Source organism: Roseovarius sp. (genome assembly GCF_040223625.1).
Classification (GTDB): Bacteria; Pseudomonadota; Alphaproteobacteria; order Rhodobacterales; family Rhodobacteraceae; genus Roseovarius.
The window spans coordinates 22279-36330 of the sequence record NZ_JAVKFX010000065.1; the positions used below are offsets into that span (position 1 = coordinate 22279).

The window sequence follows — 14052 nt, forward strand, 5'->3', positions numbered from 1 at the left end:
GACGCGCCTCAGTAATCCTTCTCGTAGAAGATCCCGAGGCCGGTGTCGCCGTCGCTGCTGGCGCTGCCTTTTACCGTGACCGAGGAACTGAGATCGAGGTTCAGGTTGATCTCGTTGTTGCCTTCGCTGTCGGCGGTGAACTCGGAATAGATGTTCTCGGACAGGTAGGCGCCCGCGCTGAACTGGGTGGCGCCGGTTTCGGAGGTGGTGACGTCGAAATCGCTGAGCCCCAGCGCGCCGCGGAGGCGCCCCGTCAGCCCGCCCGAGCCGCGCCCCGAAAGGGTGGCGACGGCGCTGACGAGCTGCGCCGCCTGGAAGGCCGACATGGAGGTGAAGCTGCGCCCGAAGAGGAGTTGGGCGAGGATCTCCTCCTGCGGCAGGTCGGGGGAGGAGGTGAAGGTGATGTTGGGGTCGCTGGCGAGGCCTTCGAGGATGATGTCGATGGTCAGCTCGTCGGTTTCGGTGCGGGCGACGAAGCGCAGGTAGGGGTCGAGCGCGCCGCGCAGGTCGATGAGCCCCTCGGTCAGGTCGAGGCGTTTGGTCAGGATGTCCATCCGGCCGCGGATCAGCTCGAACGTGCCGCTGGCATTGACGTCGGCGGTGGTGCCGCCGAGGCGGATCGACCCGCCCAGTTCGGCGTCGAGGCCGCGGCCGCGCACGAAGATCTGGTTGGGGGCGTTGATCACGAGGTCGATGGGAAAGGCCGCGGCGGGGCCGCCGGACTTGCCGGTCTCGATCAGGCCGGCGCGCTGGCGGGTGCGGCGGACCGCGGCGGGTTCGTTGACGTGGCGCAGGTCGGGGATGGTGCCGGGGGCGGAGCTTCCGCCGGAGGGCACCTGGACCTCGGTGCGGCCCAGATTGATCGCGCCGCCGATGCGGGCGCCGCCGGTGAGCGGGCCGGTGATGGTGACCCGGCCGTCGACGATCGTCTCGAACAGCGAGGGGTCGATCACGCGGAGGCGGTTGATCCGGGCCTCGAGCGAGGCGTTGGAGGGCGCGGAGAGGGTGATCGGACCGGTGATGCGGAAATTGCCCCCCGTTCCGGTGTTGCCGGTGATGTCGGCATTGGCCTGCCCGCCGGAGAGGTTGACGGTGCCGGTGAGCCCCTCGATGGCGGTGGCGACGCCGGGGATCGCGAGGCGGGCGTTGCTGATCGAAGCCTGCCCGGAGAGGGCGGAGAGGCCGGGCTTGCCGTCGATCCGGAGGTCGAAGCGGGCGGGGCCCTGGATCGAGCGGGGCTGGATGAAGCTGTTGGCCAGTGCCAGTGGCGCGGTGCCGTTGATGGCGAGCGAGACGGTCTGGCCGAGGTCGTTGATGCGCCCGGTGATGCGGGCGCCGACGCCGCCGGGGCCGTCGAAGTCGAGGTTCACGTCGAGGTCTTCGCCGCGGCTGTCGAGGATGGTGACGCGCCCGTTCAGCGTGGCGAGCCCGTTGATGCCGGGGGCGAGCAGGCCGAGATCGGCGAGGTTGGCGGTGATGGTGATGGGCTCGCCCGGGGCGGCGCTGGAGGCCGAGGCGGAGAGGCGGGCGGCGGTGAGTTCGAGGGTTTCGACGAAGGGGGTGCTGTCGCCATAGGCGAGCTTGGTGTCGAGGGTGATGTCGGAGCCGAGGATGCGGTCGATTTGGGCGATGCCGGAACGGAAGCCGGTGGCGTCGAGCGAAATCTCGGCGTCGGCGCTGCGGCCGTTGATCTTGCCGGTGCCGGCGACGTCGAGGTCGATGGTGCCGGCGAGCGGCCGCCCGGCGAGGCCGGCGAGGCGGGAGAGGTCGGCGGCGTCGAGCGAGAGCTGGCCGCTGACCGGGAGGTCGGGATCGCCGGTGCCGATGGTGCCCTCGGTCTTCAGGCTGGCGTCGAGCGCATCGAGGGAGAGGCGGGAGATGGTGACCTGCCCGTCATCGGCCCGCCATGTGAGGGCGGTGTCGATATCGGCCGGGCCGGAGAGCGTGGGTTCGACACGGCCGAGGTCGTCGAGCCGGGCCTCGAGGGCGAGGGTGGCGGTCTCGGAGGTCAGTTGCGCTTCGGCCTCGGCGGTAAGGGCGTCGCTGTCGATCATCAGCCGGTCGATGGCGGTGCCTTCCTCGGTGCGGGAGGTCTCGATCTCGACGCGGGCGTTGCCGCGGAGGATCGGGTCGAGCCGTTCGATGCCGGTTTGCAGGTTCTGAGAGGTGGCGGCGAGGTCGATCTCGAAGCTGTCGCCGAGGAGGTTCTCGATCTGCACGATGATGGAGTCGATGCCGTCGGGCAGGGTTTCGGGTTCGTCCGTTTCTTCGGATTTGCGGATCGTGCCGGTGCCGGTGATGTCGAGGTCGATGGCACCGTCGAGCGGGCGGTTGGCGAGGGCGGCGAGGCGTGAGAGGTCGGCGGCCTGGAGGTTGAGGCGGCCGTTGAAGGGCAGGGTTCTGGCCTGGGCGTTGAGCGTGCCTTCGGCGGTGAGAGTGGTGTCGACCGCTTCGAAGAGGAGGCGGTTGACGGTGACCTGCCCGTCGGCCTGCCAGCCGAGGTTGGTGTCGATGGTGGCCGGGCCGGCGAGGCGGGGCTCGACGAGCGTAAGGTCCTGAAGCCGGCCCTGGAGGGTGAGCGCGCCGCTTTCGGCGTTGAGCCGGGCCTCGGCCGTGGCGTCGACGGAGGCGTTGTCGATGACGAGCCGGTCGATGAAGGTGCCTTCCTCGGTACGGCGGGCGTCGATTTCCAGCGTGCTGCGGCCGGTGAGCAGGGGATCGAGCCGGTCGGTTCCGGTTTCGAGGTCCTGGGTGGCGGCCTCGATCTCGACGTCGAAGGCGCCGCCGAGGAGGTTGCCCTCGCCCAGTACGGTGAGGTTGGCGGAGCCGGCAAGGTCGCGCCGGGCGACGCCGGCGAAGCGGCGCAGGTCGTCGGCCTGCAGGGTGGCGCGGCCGGAGACGGGGAAGCCCTCGGCCAGCCCGTCGAGGGTGCCCTGCGCGGTGAGGGTGGCATCGCCGCTGGCCACTTCGAGAGTTTCTATCTGGGTGGGACGCTCGGGCTGGTAGGTGAGGCGGAGCTTGCCGTTCGGGGCGCCGCCTATGGCGCGGGCCAGCGCCTCGTCGCGGTGGGTGACGCCCTGGGTGCTGAAGGTGAGGTCGGCGAGGAAGCTTTCGTTGTCGCCGCGGGTGATGGTGCCGATGCCCTCCACGCGCGCGCCGTCGATCTCGAGCCCGTCGCGGGTGAGCCCGTCGACCGTGATATCGGCGGTCCAGGCGTCGCCTTCGGCGGCGTTGTAGCTGGCGGTGAGGCGGCCGGATTCGATGGTCGTGATCGGCTCGGAGATGGGCAGGCGCAGGCGGCCCTCGCCGCCGACGCGGCCGTCGAGGTTGAACTCGCGCGGCCAGCCATCGGCGTCGAGGGCCAGATCACCGGAAAGCTCGATCCCGCCCGCGTCGAGGGCGAGCGTGTCGAGGGTGAGTCGGCCGTCGGCATAGGTCTGGCCGGAGACGCGGAGCGCGGCGTTTTCGCCGAAGAACGGGTGCAGGTCGGGGGTGAAGAGCTGTCGGAGGTCGCCGGAGAGGTCGGTGGAGAAGGCGTAGCCGGCCTCCTCGTTCTCGGCGTCGAGGGCGGCGATGCTGATGGCGCCGCCGAAGCGGCGGGTGCCGTCGGAGGAGAGCGCCACCTGCGCCTGGAAGTCCGACAGCGGCGCCTCGCCCTGCACCTGGAGGCGCATGGCGGGTTCGCCGGGGATGTTGAGCGCCTTTGAGACCATGCCGCCCTCGGCCTCGTCGAAGTCGAGGTCGATGGCGAGAACGCGGGATTCGTTGTCGAAGGCGGCGTCGAGGGTGATCTGGTCGGGCCGGTCGGTGCGTTCGATGGCGAGCTGTGCCTCGCCCGCGCCGTCGGCAAGCTGCACGGTGGCCTCGACCGTCATGGTGGCGGGTTCGCCGAGGATCGGCGCGCCGAGGCGGACCTCGTCGGCGCGAAGCTCGTCGATCGAGACGGAGACGGGCAGTTCGGGCAGGGCGAAGGCCGTGGCCTCGGCATCGTCGGGGGTGACCTGTTCGCCGGCCTCGGGAAGGCGGGCGATGTCGATCACGGCGGCGGAAAGCTCGGTCACGTCGACCTCGCCCCGCAGGAGGGCGGAGCGGGACCAGACGAGCGTGGCGTCTTCCATGGTCAGCCAGATGCCGTCATCGTCGGAGATGGTCATCTTTTCCAGCGTGGCGTTCGACGAGAGCGCGCCGCGGAAGCCGGTGATGGTGACCGAGCGGCCGGCGCCGGAGAGGGCGTCTTCGATCCAGCCTTCGAGATAGGTCTTGTCGGCCTCGTTTTCCTCCTGCGCGGCGGCGGGCAGGGCGGTGAGGGTGACGAGCGCGATGAGGCGGAGGAGACGCATCAGAATGCCTGTCCTATCCCGATATAGAGTTCGATGTCTTCGCCCGCGTCGCTGCCGAGCGGGGTGGCGATGTCGACGCGGATCGGGCCGAGGCCGGTGTCGTAGCGCACGCCGAAGCCGGCGCCGTAATGGGCCTCGCCTTCGTCCCACCAGCTGTCGGCGCCGACGAAGCCCGCGTCGGCGAAGCCCACGACGGACCACTTGTCCTTGACGCGGGCGCGCAGTTCGGCGGAGAGCGCCGCGAAGGAGCGGCCGCCAATGCGCAGGCCGGGCCCGAGGTCGACGGCGAGCGACTTGTAGGACTGGCCGCGCACGGTGCCCGCTCCGCCGGAGTAGAACAGCATGTCGGGCGGCACCTCGCCGATGCCGGCGCCGCTGACCGAGCCGAACTGGGCGCGGGTGGCGAAGGTAAGGCCGTCGGTCTTGCCGAAGGTCATGTACTGGCGGGCGTCGAAATACAGGCGCGCGCCGAGGCTGTCATTGTCGAGGCCGAGGAACGGGGTCAGTTCGAGGTTGGCGTAGACGCCCTTCTTGGCGTTCAGCTCTTCGTCGCGGGTGTCGTATTCGAGGCTGGCGGGGAGGAGGAAGTGCTCGAGCGTGCGCGAGCCGAGATCGTCGTTGATGTCGGAGTACTGGTAGGCGACGCCGATCTCGCCGGTGAGCTCGTCGGAGAAGCGGTGGAGGAAGCCGCCGCCGACGCGGACGCTGCGCTCGCGGAAGTCGGGTTCGTCGAGCTCCTGGGCGCGGGCGCTGAGGTAGAGGTCGGTATCCGGGTTGAAGGTGGCGGGGCGCTCGAACCGGGTGGAGAAGACGTAATCCATTCCGCCGGAATCGCCGCCGATGCCGCTGACCTCGCCCTCGATCCGGAGGCGTTCGGCGCCGCCGAACAGGTTGCGGTGCAGCCAGAAGCTGGAAACGGTCAGCCCTTCCAGCGAGGAAATCTCGGCGCCGAAGCCGAAGCGGCGCGGCTTGGCGTCGGTCAGGGTGGCCTGGATGTCGAGCGTGTTGCCGGGGCCGATGGTTTCGGCTTCTTCCAGCACGACGGACGAGAAGGCGCCGGTGCGACGGAGGCGCCGGCTGGCCTGGCGGACCTCTTCGGGCGAATAGACCTTGCCCGTGGGCAGGCCGGCGATGGCGCGCACACGCTCGGGGCGGACGGCGCCCGGGCGCTGGATGACGAGGTTGCCGAAGGTGAGGCGCGGCCCCGGGGCGAGGGTCACGTCGATCGAGAGGCGGGCGCCGGCGTGGTTGGCCGTCATGCGCTGATCGGCGATCGCGACCTTGGCATGGCCGCGGTTGCGCCACGCATCGCCCGCCGCCTTGACCGATTTGCCGATGATGTCGGAATAGGCCGGGGCGCCGGGGCGGAAGCCTTCGGGCAGGTCGGTTTCCGGGGCGAGCGGGGCGATGCGGGTGGTGGAGAAATGGAAGAGCGGGCCGGGCTGGACCTGGATGACGATCTGCCGGACCTGGCGGGGCGTGGAGAGGGGCGAGATATCGGCCACCTCGCGCCCGTCGACCTTGACGCTGACCACCCCGCCGTAGCGCCCGACCTCGTAGAGGGCGCCCACCATGCGGGCGTAATCGGCGCGGGCGGCGGCCATGAGATCCTGGGCCGTTACGTTCTCTTCCGCGGCGGTCTGGACGCTGAGGGAGGCGTCGCGCAGATCGTCGTTGAGACCCTGCGCGTCGGCGGGAAGCTGGATGTAGACCTCGGCCGCCGCGGCGATGCGGGCCACGCCGAGAAACGTCAGAAAAAGAAAGCAGCGTGCAATCTGTCGGGTCGAACGCAAGGGTGAAACTCCACTGTCGTCCTCAATATATCGCAAGTTCCGGCGGGATCGACCACACAATGGGGTTGACGCCCACAAATCCGGTGTCGGTATCGCCGGGGCGTGCGGATTACGCGGGGGAAGCGGTTTCGCTTTGTACGGCAGGCGCTTTGCGGTCGGCGCGGATGAAGAACAGGTAATAAAACACCGGGGCCGCGATCAGCGTCAGGATCGAGGCGAAGGCGAGCCCGCCCATGATGGTGACCGCCATCGACTGGAAGAACGCATCCCATATCAGCGGGATCATGCCGAGGATGGTCGTGGCGGCCGCCAGGACCACCGGGCGAAGGCGTGACACCGAGGCGGCGACGATCGAATCCTTCAGCGGTTGCGCCGGCTTGTCGCGGCGTTCGATGTCGATCTGGTCGACGAGGACGATGCCGTTCTTGATCAGCATCCCCGAGAGCGACAGGAGGCCGAGGAGCGCGGTGAAGGTGAACGGCATGCCGGTGCCCAGAAGCGCGAGGCTGACGCCGTTGACGGACATCGGCACCAGCAGCCAGATGATCAGCGGCTGGCGGATGGCGTTGAAGAGCAGCACCGAGATGGTGACCATGACGATCAGGCTGAGCGGAAGCTGCTGGCCGAGGCTTTGCTGGGCCTGGGTGGAGCTTTCCAGTTCGCCGCCCCATTCCATGTCGTAGCCCGCCGGGAGGTCCATCTCCTCGATGGTCTGGGTGACTTCGGACTGCACCTGGGCGGCGGTCAGGCCCGGGGCGATGTCGGCGCCGACGGTGATGGTGAGCACCCGGTCGCGGCGTTTGAGGAGGGTGTTCTGCGGGTCGAAGCGCAGGCCGTCGGTCATCTGTTCGAAGGGCACGAAGGCCTGGGCGCTTTCGGAGTAGATGACGAAATCGGTCAGGGCGAGATCGGCCTCGGGGTCGGCGCGCAGGATGATGGGGATCTGGCGCTCGCCCTCGCGGTACACGCCGGCCTGGATGCCGTCGGTGGCGAAGCGCAGGGTGTTGGTGATGTCGTCGCGATTGACGCCGGCCTCCTGGGCGCGGTCGTTGGCGTAGATGGGCCGCAAGACCAGCTCCTGCTCGCGCCAGTCGATGCGGGGGGCGACGATGTTGTCGGAGGCGGCCTGAAGCCGTTCGGCGGCCCGGTCGGCGAGGTCGCGCAGGACCGCCGGGTCGGACCCGGAGAAGCGCGCCTCGATCGGGTTGCCGCCGCCGGGGCCGAAGGCGAGTCGCTTGGCGCGGAATTCGCCCTCGGGGAGGGTTCTGGCGGTGAATTCCTCCATCCGGTCGATGACGAAGGAGATGGTGTCGATCGTCTCGGTCCGGACGATGATATGCCCGTAGGAGGGGTTGGGGTCTTCCGCCTGGTAGGTGAGCATGAAGCGGACCGCGCCCTGCCCGGCATAGGAGGTGGTGGAGACGACCTCGTCCTGCTGCATCAGCCAGTCTTCCATCACGCGCAGGTCTTCGGAGGTCTGGTGAACGGAGGCGCCCTGTTCGAGCTTGTAGTGGACGAAGAAGAGCGGCGTGTTGCTGTCGGGGAAGAACTGTTGCTTGATCTGGCCGAAGAGCATGAAGCAGACCACGGTGACGGCGACGAGGCCGGGGATGACCAGCCACCAGAGCCGCAGGCAGGCGCGCAGGAGGCCGGCATAGGCGCGGAAGATCACGCCGTCGTAGCTGCCGCCCGCTTCGCCGGAGCCGCGCTTGAAGAGGTAGTGCCCGAGAAGTGGCGTGACGGTCAGGGCCAGCAGCCAGGAGAGCAGCAGCGAGATGCCGATCACCGCGAAGAGGGAGAACAGGAATTCGCCCGTCGCGTCGGGGCTAAGGCCGATGCCGGCGAAGGCCGTGATGCCGATCACGGTGGCGCCGAGGAGGGGGATCTGGGTCTGGCCCGCGGCCTCTTCCGCGGCATCGTGGGAGGATTTGCCGCGCAGCATGGTCATCTGCATGCCTTCCGCCACCACGATGGCGTTGTCGACCAGCATGCCCATGGCGATGATCAGCGCGCCGAGCGAGATGCGCTCCATCTCGATCGAGAAGAGCCCCATGAAGAAGAGCGTGCCGACGACGGTGAGCAGGAGCGTCGCGCCCACCACGACCGCGGCGCGCCAGCCCATGAAGAGCGCCAGCACGATCACCACGATGGAGACCGACATGGCGAGGTTGGTGAGGAAGTCGTTGGAGGCTTCCTCGACCACTTCGTGCTGCTGGTAGATCGGGTGGATGGCGATGCCGAGGGGCAGGCGGGGCCCGAGTTCGTCGAGCTTGGCGTCGGCGCGCTTGCCCACGTCGACGATGTTCTCGGAGCTGATGCCGGCGATGCCGAGGGTGAAGGCCTCCTGCCCGTTGTGGCGGATCAGGAGGTCGGGGTCTTCCTCGCGGTCGCGGTAGACGTTGGAGAAGTCGAAGAGGTTCAGCACCTCGCCGCCGATGCCCACGGTGAGGCCGGCGATTTCCGAGACGGTGTCGCTGCCTTCCGGGCCCTGGATCAGGGTGCGGCCGGTCTCGGTTTCCAGCGTGCCGCCCTCGGTGACGCTGTCGGCGTTGGCGATGGCCTGCTGGATGGCGCCGGGGGGCACGTTCTGGTTGGTGGTCTGGACAAGGTCGGGTTCGACATAGACGACCTCCTGCGGGACGCCGGAGATGTCGACATCGGCGACGCCCTCGACGGTGAGCAGTTCGCGTCGGAGGAAGCGGGAGAGCTCGTAGAGTTCGCGGTCGGAATAGCCCGGGGCGGTGATGGCGTAGTAGATGCCGAAGACGTCGCCGTAGCTGTCGTTGACGAAGGGCCGGCTGCTGCCGTCGGGAAGCTGGGCGTCGCTGACGCGGGTGCGCAGCTTGGTCCATATCTCGGGCAGTTCGTCGCCGGCATAGGTGTCTTTCATGTCCACCGTGATGCGCGACAGGCCGGGTTGGTTGACCGAGCGGATCTCGTCGACCTCGCTCATCTTCTGGATCTCGGATTCCAGCGGTTCGGAGACCTCGCGCGCGACCTGGAGGGCGCTGGCGCCGGGGTAGCGGGTGATGATCACCGCGCTCTTGATGGTGAAGGAGGGATCTTCGAGGCGGCCGACGGTGGCGAAGCCCCAGATGCCGCCCAGGAGGCAGACCAGAACGAGGATCCAGACGTAGATCGGCCGAGCGATGGAGAAGGTGGCGATGTTCATGTTCGCCGGCTCATTCCGGGAAGGCGTCGAAACGGGCGACGCGGTCGCCGTCTTTCAGGCCGGCGGCGCCGGAGGCGACGATTTCCTGCCCTTCCTCGATCCCCTCGGTCACGCGGACGCGGCCGGTATTGGTGGGCTCGACGGTGACGGGGGTGCGGGCGACGGTGCCGGCGGCGGCGCTGTCGTCGTCGGGGGTGAAGAGCATGACGTAAGGGGTGCCGTCGTTGCCGGTGACCACGGCGGTCTTGGGGATGGTGATGGCGGCGCCGGGCTTGCGCAGGGTGGCGGTGACCTCGACCGAGGAGCCGGGCAGCACGATCAGGTCGTCGGGCGGCGGCATGGCCAGGGTGATGCGGAAGGTCTGGCCGATATCGGAGGTTTCGGCGTTGAACTCGCGCACGGTGAGGGGGAAGCGTTCGTCGGAGGCGGGGAAGCTGGCGAAGAGCTCGATCTCCGGGTTGCGGCCGGCTTGCTGGAAGAGCACCTCGGGCACGTCGATCTCGACCCGAAGCTCGGACATGTCGTGCAGGCGGACGATGGCCGTGCCGGCCGCGACGGAGGTGAAGTTGGCCACCATGCGGCGCGCCACGAGCCCGTCGAAGGGGGCTTCGAGCGTGGCTTCCTCGAGCGAGCGTTCGGCGTTGCGTACGGCGATGCCGGCGAGATTGGCCTGGGTCTCGGCATCCTCGACGGAGACCTGGCTGACGGCGTTGCCTTCCAGCTTGCGGAGGCGTTCGAGGGTGCGGTCGGCTTGTTGCTTTTCCACGCGGGCCTGTTCGAGGGAGAGCTCGAACGGCTCGAGGTCGAGCTGGGCGATCAGGTCGCCCTCGGTGATCGGGTTGCCCTCGACCACCGGCAGCCTGACCACCTGACCGCCGACCTGGAAGGCGAGATCGACGGTTTCCTTGGCGGCGACATGGCCGAAGAACTTGCGGGTGACGGCGGCATCGCCGGCCTCGACCGGGATCAGCTTGGCGAGCGGCAGGCGCTCTGCCTGCTGGGCGGAGGCGAGGCCCGGCAGGGTTGCGGCCAGAAGGATCGCGGTCAGGATTGTTCGCATGGGTGTCCCCCGAAAGCCGGTGGTTCTTCGTTCGCGTCTACGCCCGGCACGGCGCGTGGCCCTGCCTGTCCCGAGTCGGTTTGTACGTCAGGCACGGTTCAGTTGAAAGTCTGACCTTGCGACAGAGATGGGGCGGGGGAGAGGCCGGACAAGTCGCGGATGGCGTCGAGCACCGCCTGCTGGCCTTCGCGGTGGCGCAGCGCGGTGAAGAGGACGGGGCGGGGGCCGCGCATTTTCGCTGCGTCCCGGGCCATGATCTCGAGCGAGGCGCCGACATGGGGGGCGAGGTCGGTCTTGTTGATCACCAGCAGGTCGGAGCGGGTGATGGCGGGGCCGCCCTTGCGGGGGATCTCCTCGCCCGCGGCGACGTCGATGACGTAGATGGTGAGATCGGCGAGTTCCGGGCTGAAGGTGGCCGACAGGTTGTCGCCGCCGGATTCGATGAGGACGATTTCGAGGTCGGGGTGGCGTTCCTGCATCTCGGCCACGGCGGCGAGGTTGATCGAGGCGTCTTCGCGGATGGCGGTGTGGGGGCAGCCGCCGGTTTCGACGCCGAGCACGCGGTCGGAGGGCAGGATCTGCATGCGCATCAGCGCCTCGGCATCTTCCTGCGTGTAGATGTCGTTGGTGATGACGCCGATGGAGTAGTGGTCTTTCATCAGTTCGGCGAGGCGGGCGGTCAGTGTGGTCTTGCCCGCGCCGACGGGGCCGCCGATGCCGATGCGGAGGGGGCCGTTCATGCGTGTCATGACTGGAAGAGCCTTGGTTGCAGGGTTTCGTGGGTCATCGCGGCGATGTCGGAGAGGAAGGTGTTGCTGTGGAGGTCGGCCGCGGTGGCATTGGCGGTCTCCGAGACGAGGCGCTGGCAGAGGGGGGCGAGGCGGGAGAGGGTGCGCTGGGATTGCGTCTGGCCCAATGGCATGAGGCGCTGGGCGGCGGAGGTGAGGTTGGAGGCGAAGCCCTGCAGGTAGAGCATGGCGGTGATGTCGGGGTCGAGCGAGAGGAGGCCCGCGGCGCGGCCGACGGCGACGGGGAGGAGCAGGTCGGGCAGGTCGATGGACCAGACCGGGCCGGTGACGCGGGCGAAGGCGGCGCCCTGGCGCTCGGCCTCGCGCAGGCGTTCGGCGGAGGGGGAGAGAGCGCGGGCGGTGGCGTCGACGTCGTCGAGGGCCTGCGGAGAGGGGGCGGCGTGGGCGAGGCGGAGGAGGATGGCGTCGTTGCGGCCGGAGCCGTCCGTCAGCAGGTCGGCGAGCCAGTCTTCCAGCGTGTCGGCGTCATGGACCCAGCCCGCGCGGATGGCGCTTTCGAGCCCGTGGGAGAAGGCGAAGCTGCCCAGCGGGTAGGCGGGCGAAAGCCATTGCATGAGGGTGAGAAGGCGGGGGTCAGCCTGCATCGACGGTCTCGTCGGGGTCGTGTTCGGGATCGTGTTCGTGGTGGCGGTCGGCGCTGTGGCTGTGGCCGTGATCGTGGGAATGGGTGCGGCCGTGGCCATAGGCGCCGCCCTCGGGGGTGAAGGGGTGGCGGGCTTCCTCGACCGTGGCGCCGAGCAGGTCGAGCATGCGGCGGATCACCGGGTCGCGCTGGATGAGCAGGCGGTCGGGGTCGACCTGGCAGGGGGTGTGGCGGTTGCCGATATGCCAGGCGAGGCGGGGCAGGCTCTTGCCGGTGACGACGAGCACGTCTTCCACGGCGGCGCGGATGACCACGCGGGAGCCGTCATCGAGGTCCAGCGCGTCGCCGTCCTCGAGGGAAGTAGTCTTATCGAGGTCGATCACGAAGGGGCGGCCGGTGTCGGTGGCAAGGCGTTTGCGGCGCAGGAAGCGGGTGTCGTAATCTAGCGTGACGATCTCGGCCACGCCGCGCCATTCGCCGGCGCGGTGGACGGTCTGGGCGAGGGGCAGGTCGGTCATGTCGTGTTCCTTCAGAACAGGAAGTAGCGCTGGGCCATGGGCAGGGTCTTGGCGGGCTCGCAGGTGAGGAGCTCGCCGTCGGCGCGGTCTTCGTAGGTTTCGGGGTTCACCTCGATCTGCGGGGTGGCATTGTTGAGGAGGAGGTCTTTCTTGCCGATGCTGCGGGTGTTGCGGACGGCGAGCGTGTCCTTGGCGAGGCCGAGCGCCTTGCCGATGCCCCCGGATTGCGCGGCTTCGGAGACGAAGGTGACGGCGGAGCGTTCGACAGAGCGGCCATAGGCGCCGAACATCGGCCGGGAATAGACCGGCTGGGGCGTGGGGATCGAGGCGTTGGGGTCACCCATCTGGGCGCAGGCAATGGTGCCGCCGATCAGGACCATCTCGGGTTTCACGCCGAAGAAGGCGGGGTTCCAGAGGACGAGGTCGGCGCGTTTGCCGGGCTCGATGCTGCCGATCTCATGCGAGAGGCCGTGGGCGATGGCGGGGTTGATGGTGTACTTGGCGACGTAGCGGCGGACGCGGTAATTGTCGTTGTCGCCGGTCTCGTCGGACAGGCGGCCGCGTTGCTTCTTCATCTTGTCGGCGGTCTGCCAGGTGCGGATGATCACCTCGCCCACGCGGCCCATGGCCTGGCTGTCGGAGGCGATGATCGAGAAGGCGCCCATGTCGTGGAGGATGTCCTCGGCCGCGATGGTCTCGCGGCGGATGCGGCTTTCGGCGAAGGCCACGTCCTCGGGGATGGACTTGTCGAGGTGGTGGCAGACCATGAGCATGTCGAGATGCTCTTCCAGCGTGTTGACGGTGAAGGGGCGCGTGGGGTTGGTGGAGGAGGGCAGCACGTGCTCCTCCCCGCAGATGCGGATGATGTCGGGGGCGTGGCCGCCGCCCGCGCCCTCGGTGTGGAAGGCGTGGATGGTGCGGCCCTTCATGGCCTTGACGGTGTTCTCGACGAAGCCGCTTTCGTTGAGCGTGTCGGTGTGGATCATGACCTGCACGTCGAGCGCGTCGGCGACGGAGAGGCAGCAATCGATGGCGCCGGGGGTGGTGCCCCAGTCCTCGTGCAGCTTGAGGGCGCAGGCGCCGGCGTTGACCTGTTCTTCCAGCGCGGCGGGGAGGGAGGCGTTGCCCTTGCCGGCGAAGGCGAGGTTCATCGGGAAAGCGTCGGCGGCCTGCAGCATGCGGCCGATATGCCAGGGGCCGGGCGTGCAGGTGGTGGCGAGCGTACCGTGGGCGGGGCCGGTGACGCCGCCGAGCATGGTGGTCAGGCCCGAGTGCAGGGCATCCTCGATCTGCTGGGGGCAGATGAAGTGGATATGGCTGTCGAAACCGCCGGCGGTGAGGATGCGCCCCTCGCCGGCAATGGCCTCGGTGCCGGGGCCGACGATGATGTCGACGCCGGGCTGGGTGTCGGGGTTGCCGGCCTTGCCGATGGCGGCGATGCGGCCATCCTTGAGGCCCACGTCGGCCTTGATGATGCCGGTGTGGTCGACGATGAGCGCGTTGGTGATGACGGTGTCGACGGCGCCCTCGGCGCGGGTCGCCTGGGACTGGCCCATGCCGTCGCGGATGACCTTGCCGCCGCCGAACTTGACCTCTTCACCATACGTCAGCGTATTGTTGCCGGCGCCGCCGGTGGCGGCCGCGCCGGCGCGTTCGGCGATGAGGTCACGCTCGACCTCGATGATGAGGTCGGTGTCGGCCAGCCGCAGCCTGTCGCCCACGGTGGGGCCGAACATGGCGGCGTAGGAGGCGCGGGTAATGGTGGCGGGCATGGGGC

The 14052-nt window shown here is 68.9% G+C and carries 8 protein-coding genes; all 8 read right to left on the reverse strand.

Annotated features, from left to right (window positions below):
* Window positions 1-8 precede the first annotated feature (8 nt).
* Window positions 9-4340 carry a translocation/assembly module TamB domain-containing protein gene (locus tag RLN94_RS18225; RefSeq protein WP_350127332.1) on the reverse strand — a complete coding sequence of 1444 codons (4332 nt, stop codon included), beginning with the start codon at window positions 4338-4340 and terminating at the stop codon, window positions 9-11.
* Entirely contained in the window at window positions 4340-6133 is a 1794-nt protein-coding gene (locus RLN94_RS18230) for an autotransporter assembly complex protein TamA (RefSeq protein ID WP_350158899.1), read from the reverse strand. Before RLN94_RS18230 ends, RLN94_RS18225 begins: the two co-directional genes overlap by 1 nt.
* 109 nt (window positions 6134-6242) lie before the next feature.
* Window positions 6243-9305: an efflux RND transporter permease subunit gene (locus tag RLN94_RS18235; protein ID WP_350127327.1), complete on the reverse strand. Its 3063-nt coding sequence runs from the start codon at window positions 9303-9305 to the stop codon at window positions 6243-6245.
* Window positions 9306-9315: 10 nt separating this feature from the next.
* The gene (locus RLN94_RS18240) at window positions 9316-10365 is read right to left on the reverse strand and encodes an efflux RND transporter periplasmic adaptor subunit (protein ID WP_350127324.1); all 1050 of its coding nucleotides are present in this window, start codon (window positions 10363-10365) and stop codon (window positions 9316-9318) included.
* A 98-nt stretch (window positions 10366-10463) separates the two neighbouring features.
* Window positions 10464-11114 (reverse strand): urease accessory protein UreG, encoded by a 651-nt coding sequence (gene ureG / locus RLN94_RS18245; protein WP_350127321.1) that lies wholly within the window; start codon window positions 11112-11114, stop codon window positions 10464-10466.
* Entirely contained in the window at window positions 11111-11758 is a 648-nt protein-coding gene (locus RLN94_RS18250) for an urease accessory protein UreF (RefSeq protein WP_350127318.1), read from the reverse strand. The genes ureG and RLN94_RS18250 overlap by 4 nt, the downstream gene beginning before the upstream one ends.
* Entirely contained in the window at window positions 11748-12275 is a 528-nt protein-coding gene (locus tag RLN94_RS18255; protein WP_350169398.1) for an urease accessory protein UreE, read from the reverse strand. The genes RLN94_RS18250 and RLN94_RS18255 overlap by 11 nt, the downstream gene beginning before the upstream one ends.
* 11 nt (window positions 12276-12286) lie before the next feature.
* Window positions 12287-14047 (reverse strand): urease subunit alpha, encoded by a 1761-nt coding sequence (ureC, locus tag RLN94_RS18260; RefSeq protein ID WP_350169399.1) that lies wholly within the window; start codon window positions 14045-14047, stop codon window positions 12287-12289.
* Between the last annotated feature and the right edge of the window lie 5 nt (window positions 14048-14052).

Coding starts and splice junctions, on each gene's coding strand:
- RLN94_RS18225 (WP_350127332.1), bottom strand. CDS start 4,340: ATGCGTCTCCTCCGCCTCATCGCGCTCGTCACCCTCACCGCCCTGCCC.
- RLN94_RS18235 (WP_350127327.1), bottom strand. CDS start 9,305: ATGAACATCGCCACCTTCTCCATCGCTCGGCCGATCTACGTCTGGATC.
- RLN94_RS18240 (WP_350127324.1), bottom strand. CDS start 10,365: ATGCGAACAATCCTGACCGCGATCCTTCTGGCCGCAACCCTGCCGGGC.
- ureG (WP_350127321.1), bottom strand. CDS start 11,114: ATGACACGCATGAACGGCCCCCTCCGCATCGGCATCGGCGGCCCCGTC.
- RLN94_RS18250 (WP_350127318.1), bottom strand. CDS start 11,758: ATGCAGGCTGACCCCCGCCTTCTCACCCTCATGCAATGGCTTTCGCCC.
- RLN94_RS18255 (WP_350169398.1), bottom strand. CDS start 12,275: ATGACCGACCTGCCCCTCGCCCAGACCGTCCACCGCGCCGGCGAATGG.
- ureC (WP_350169399.1), bottom strand. CDS start 14,047: ATGCCCGCCACCATTACCCGCGCCTCCTACGCCGCCATGTTCGGCCCC.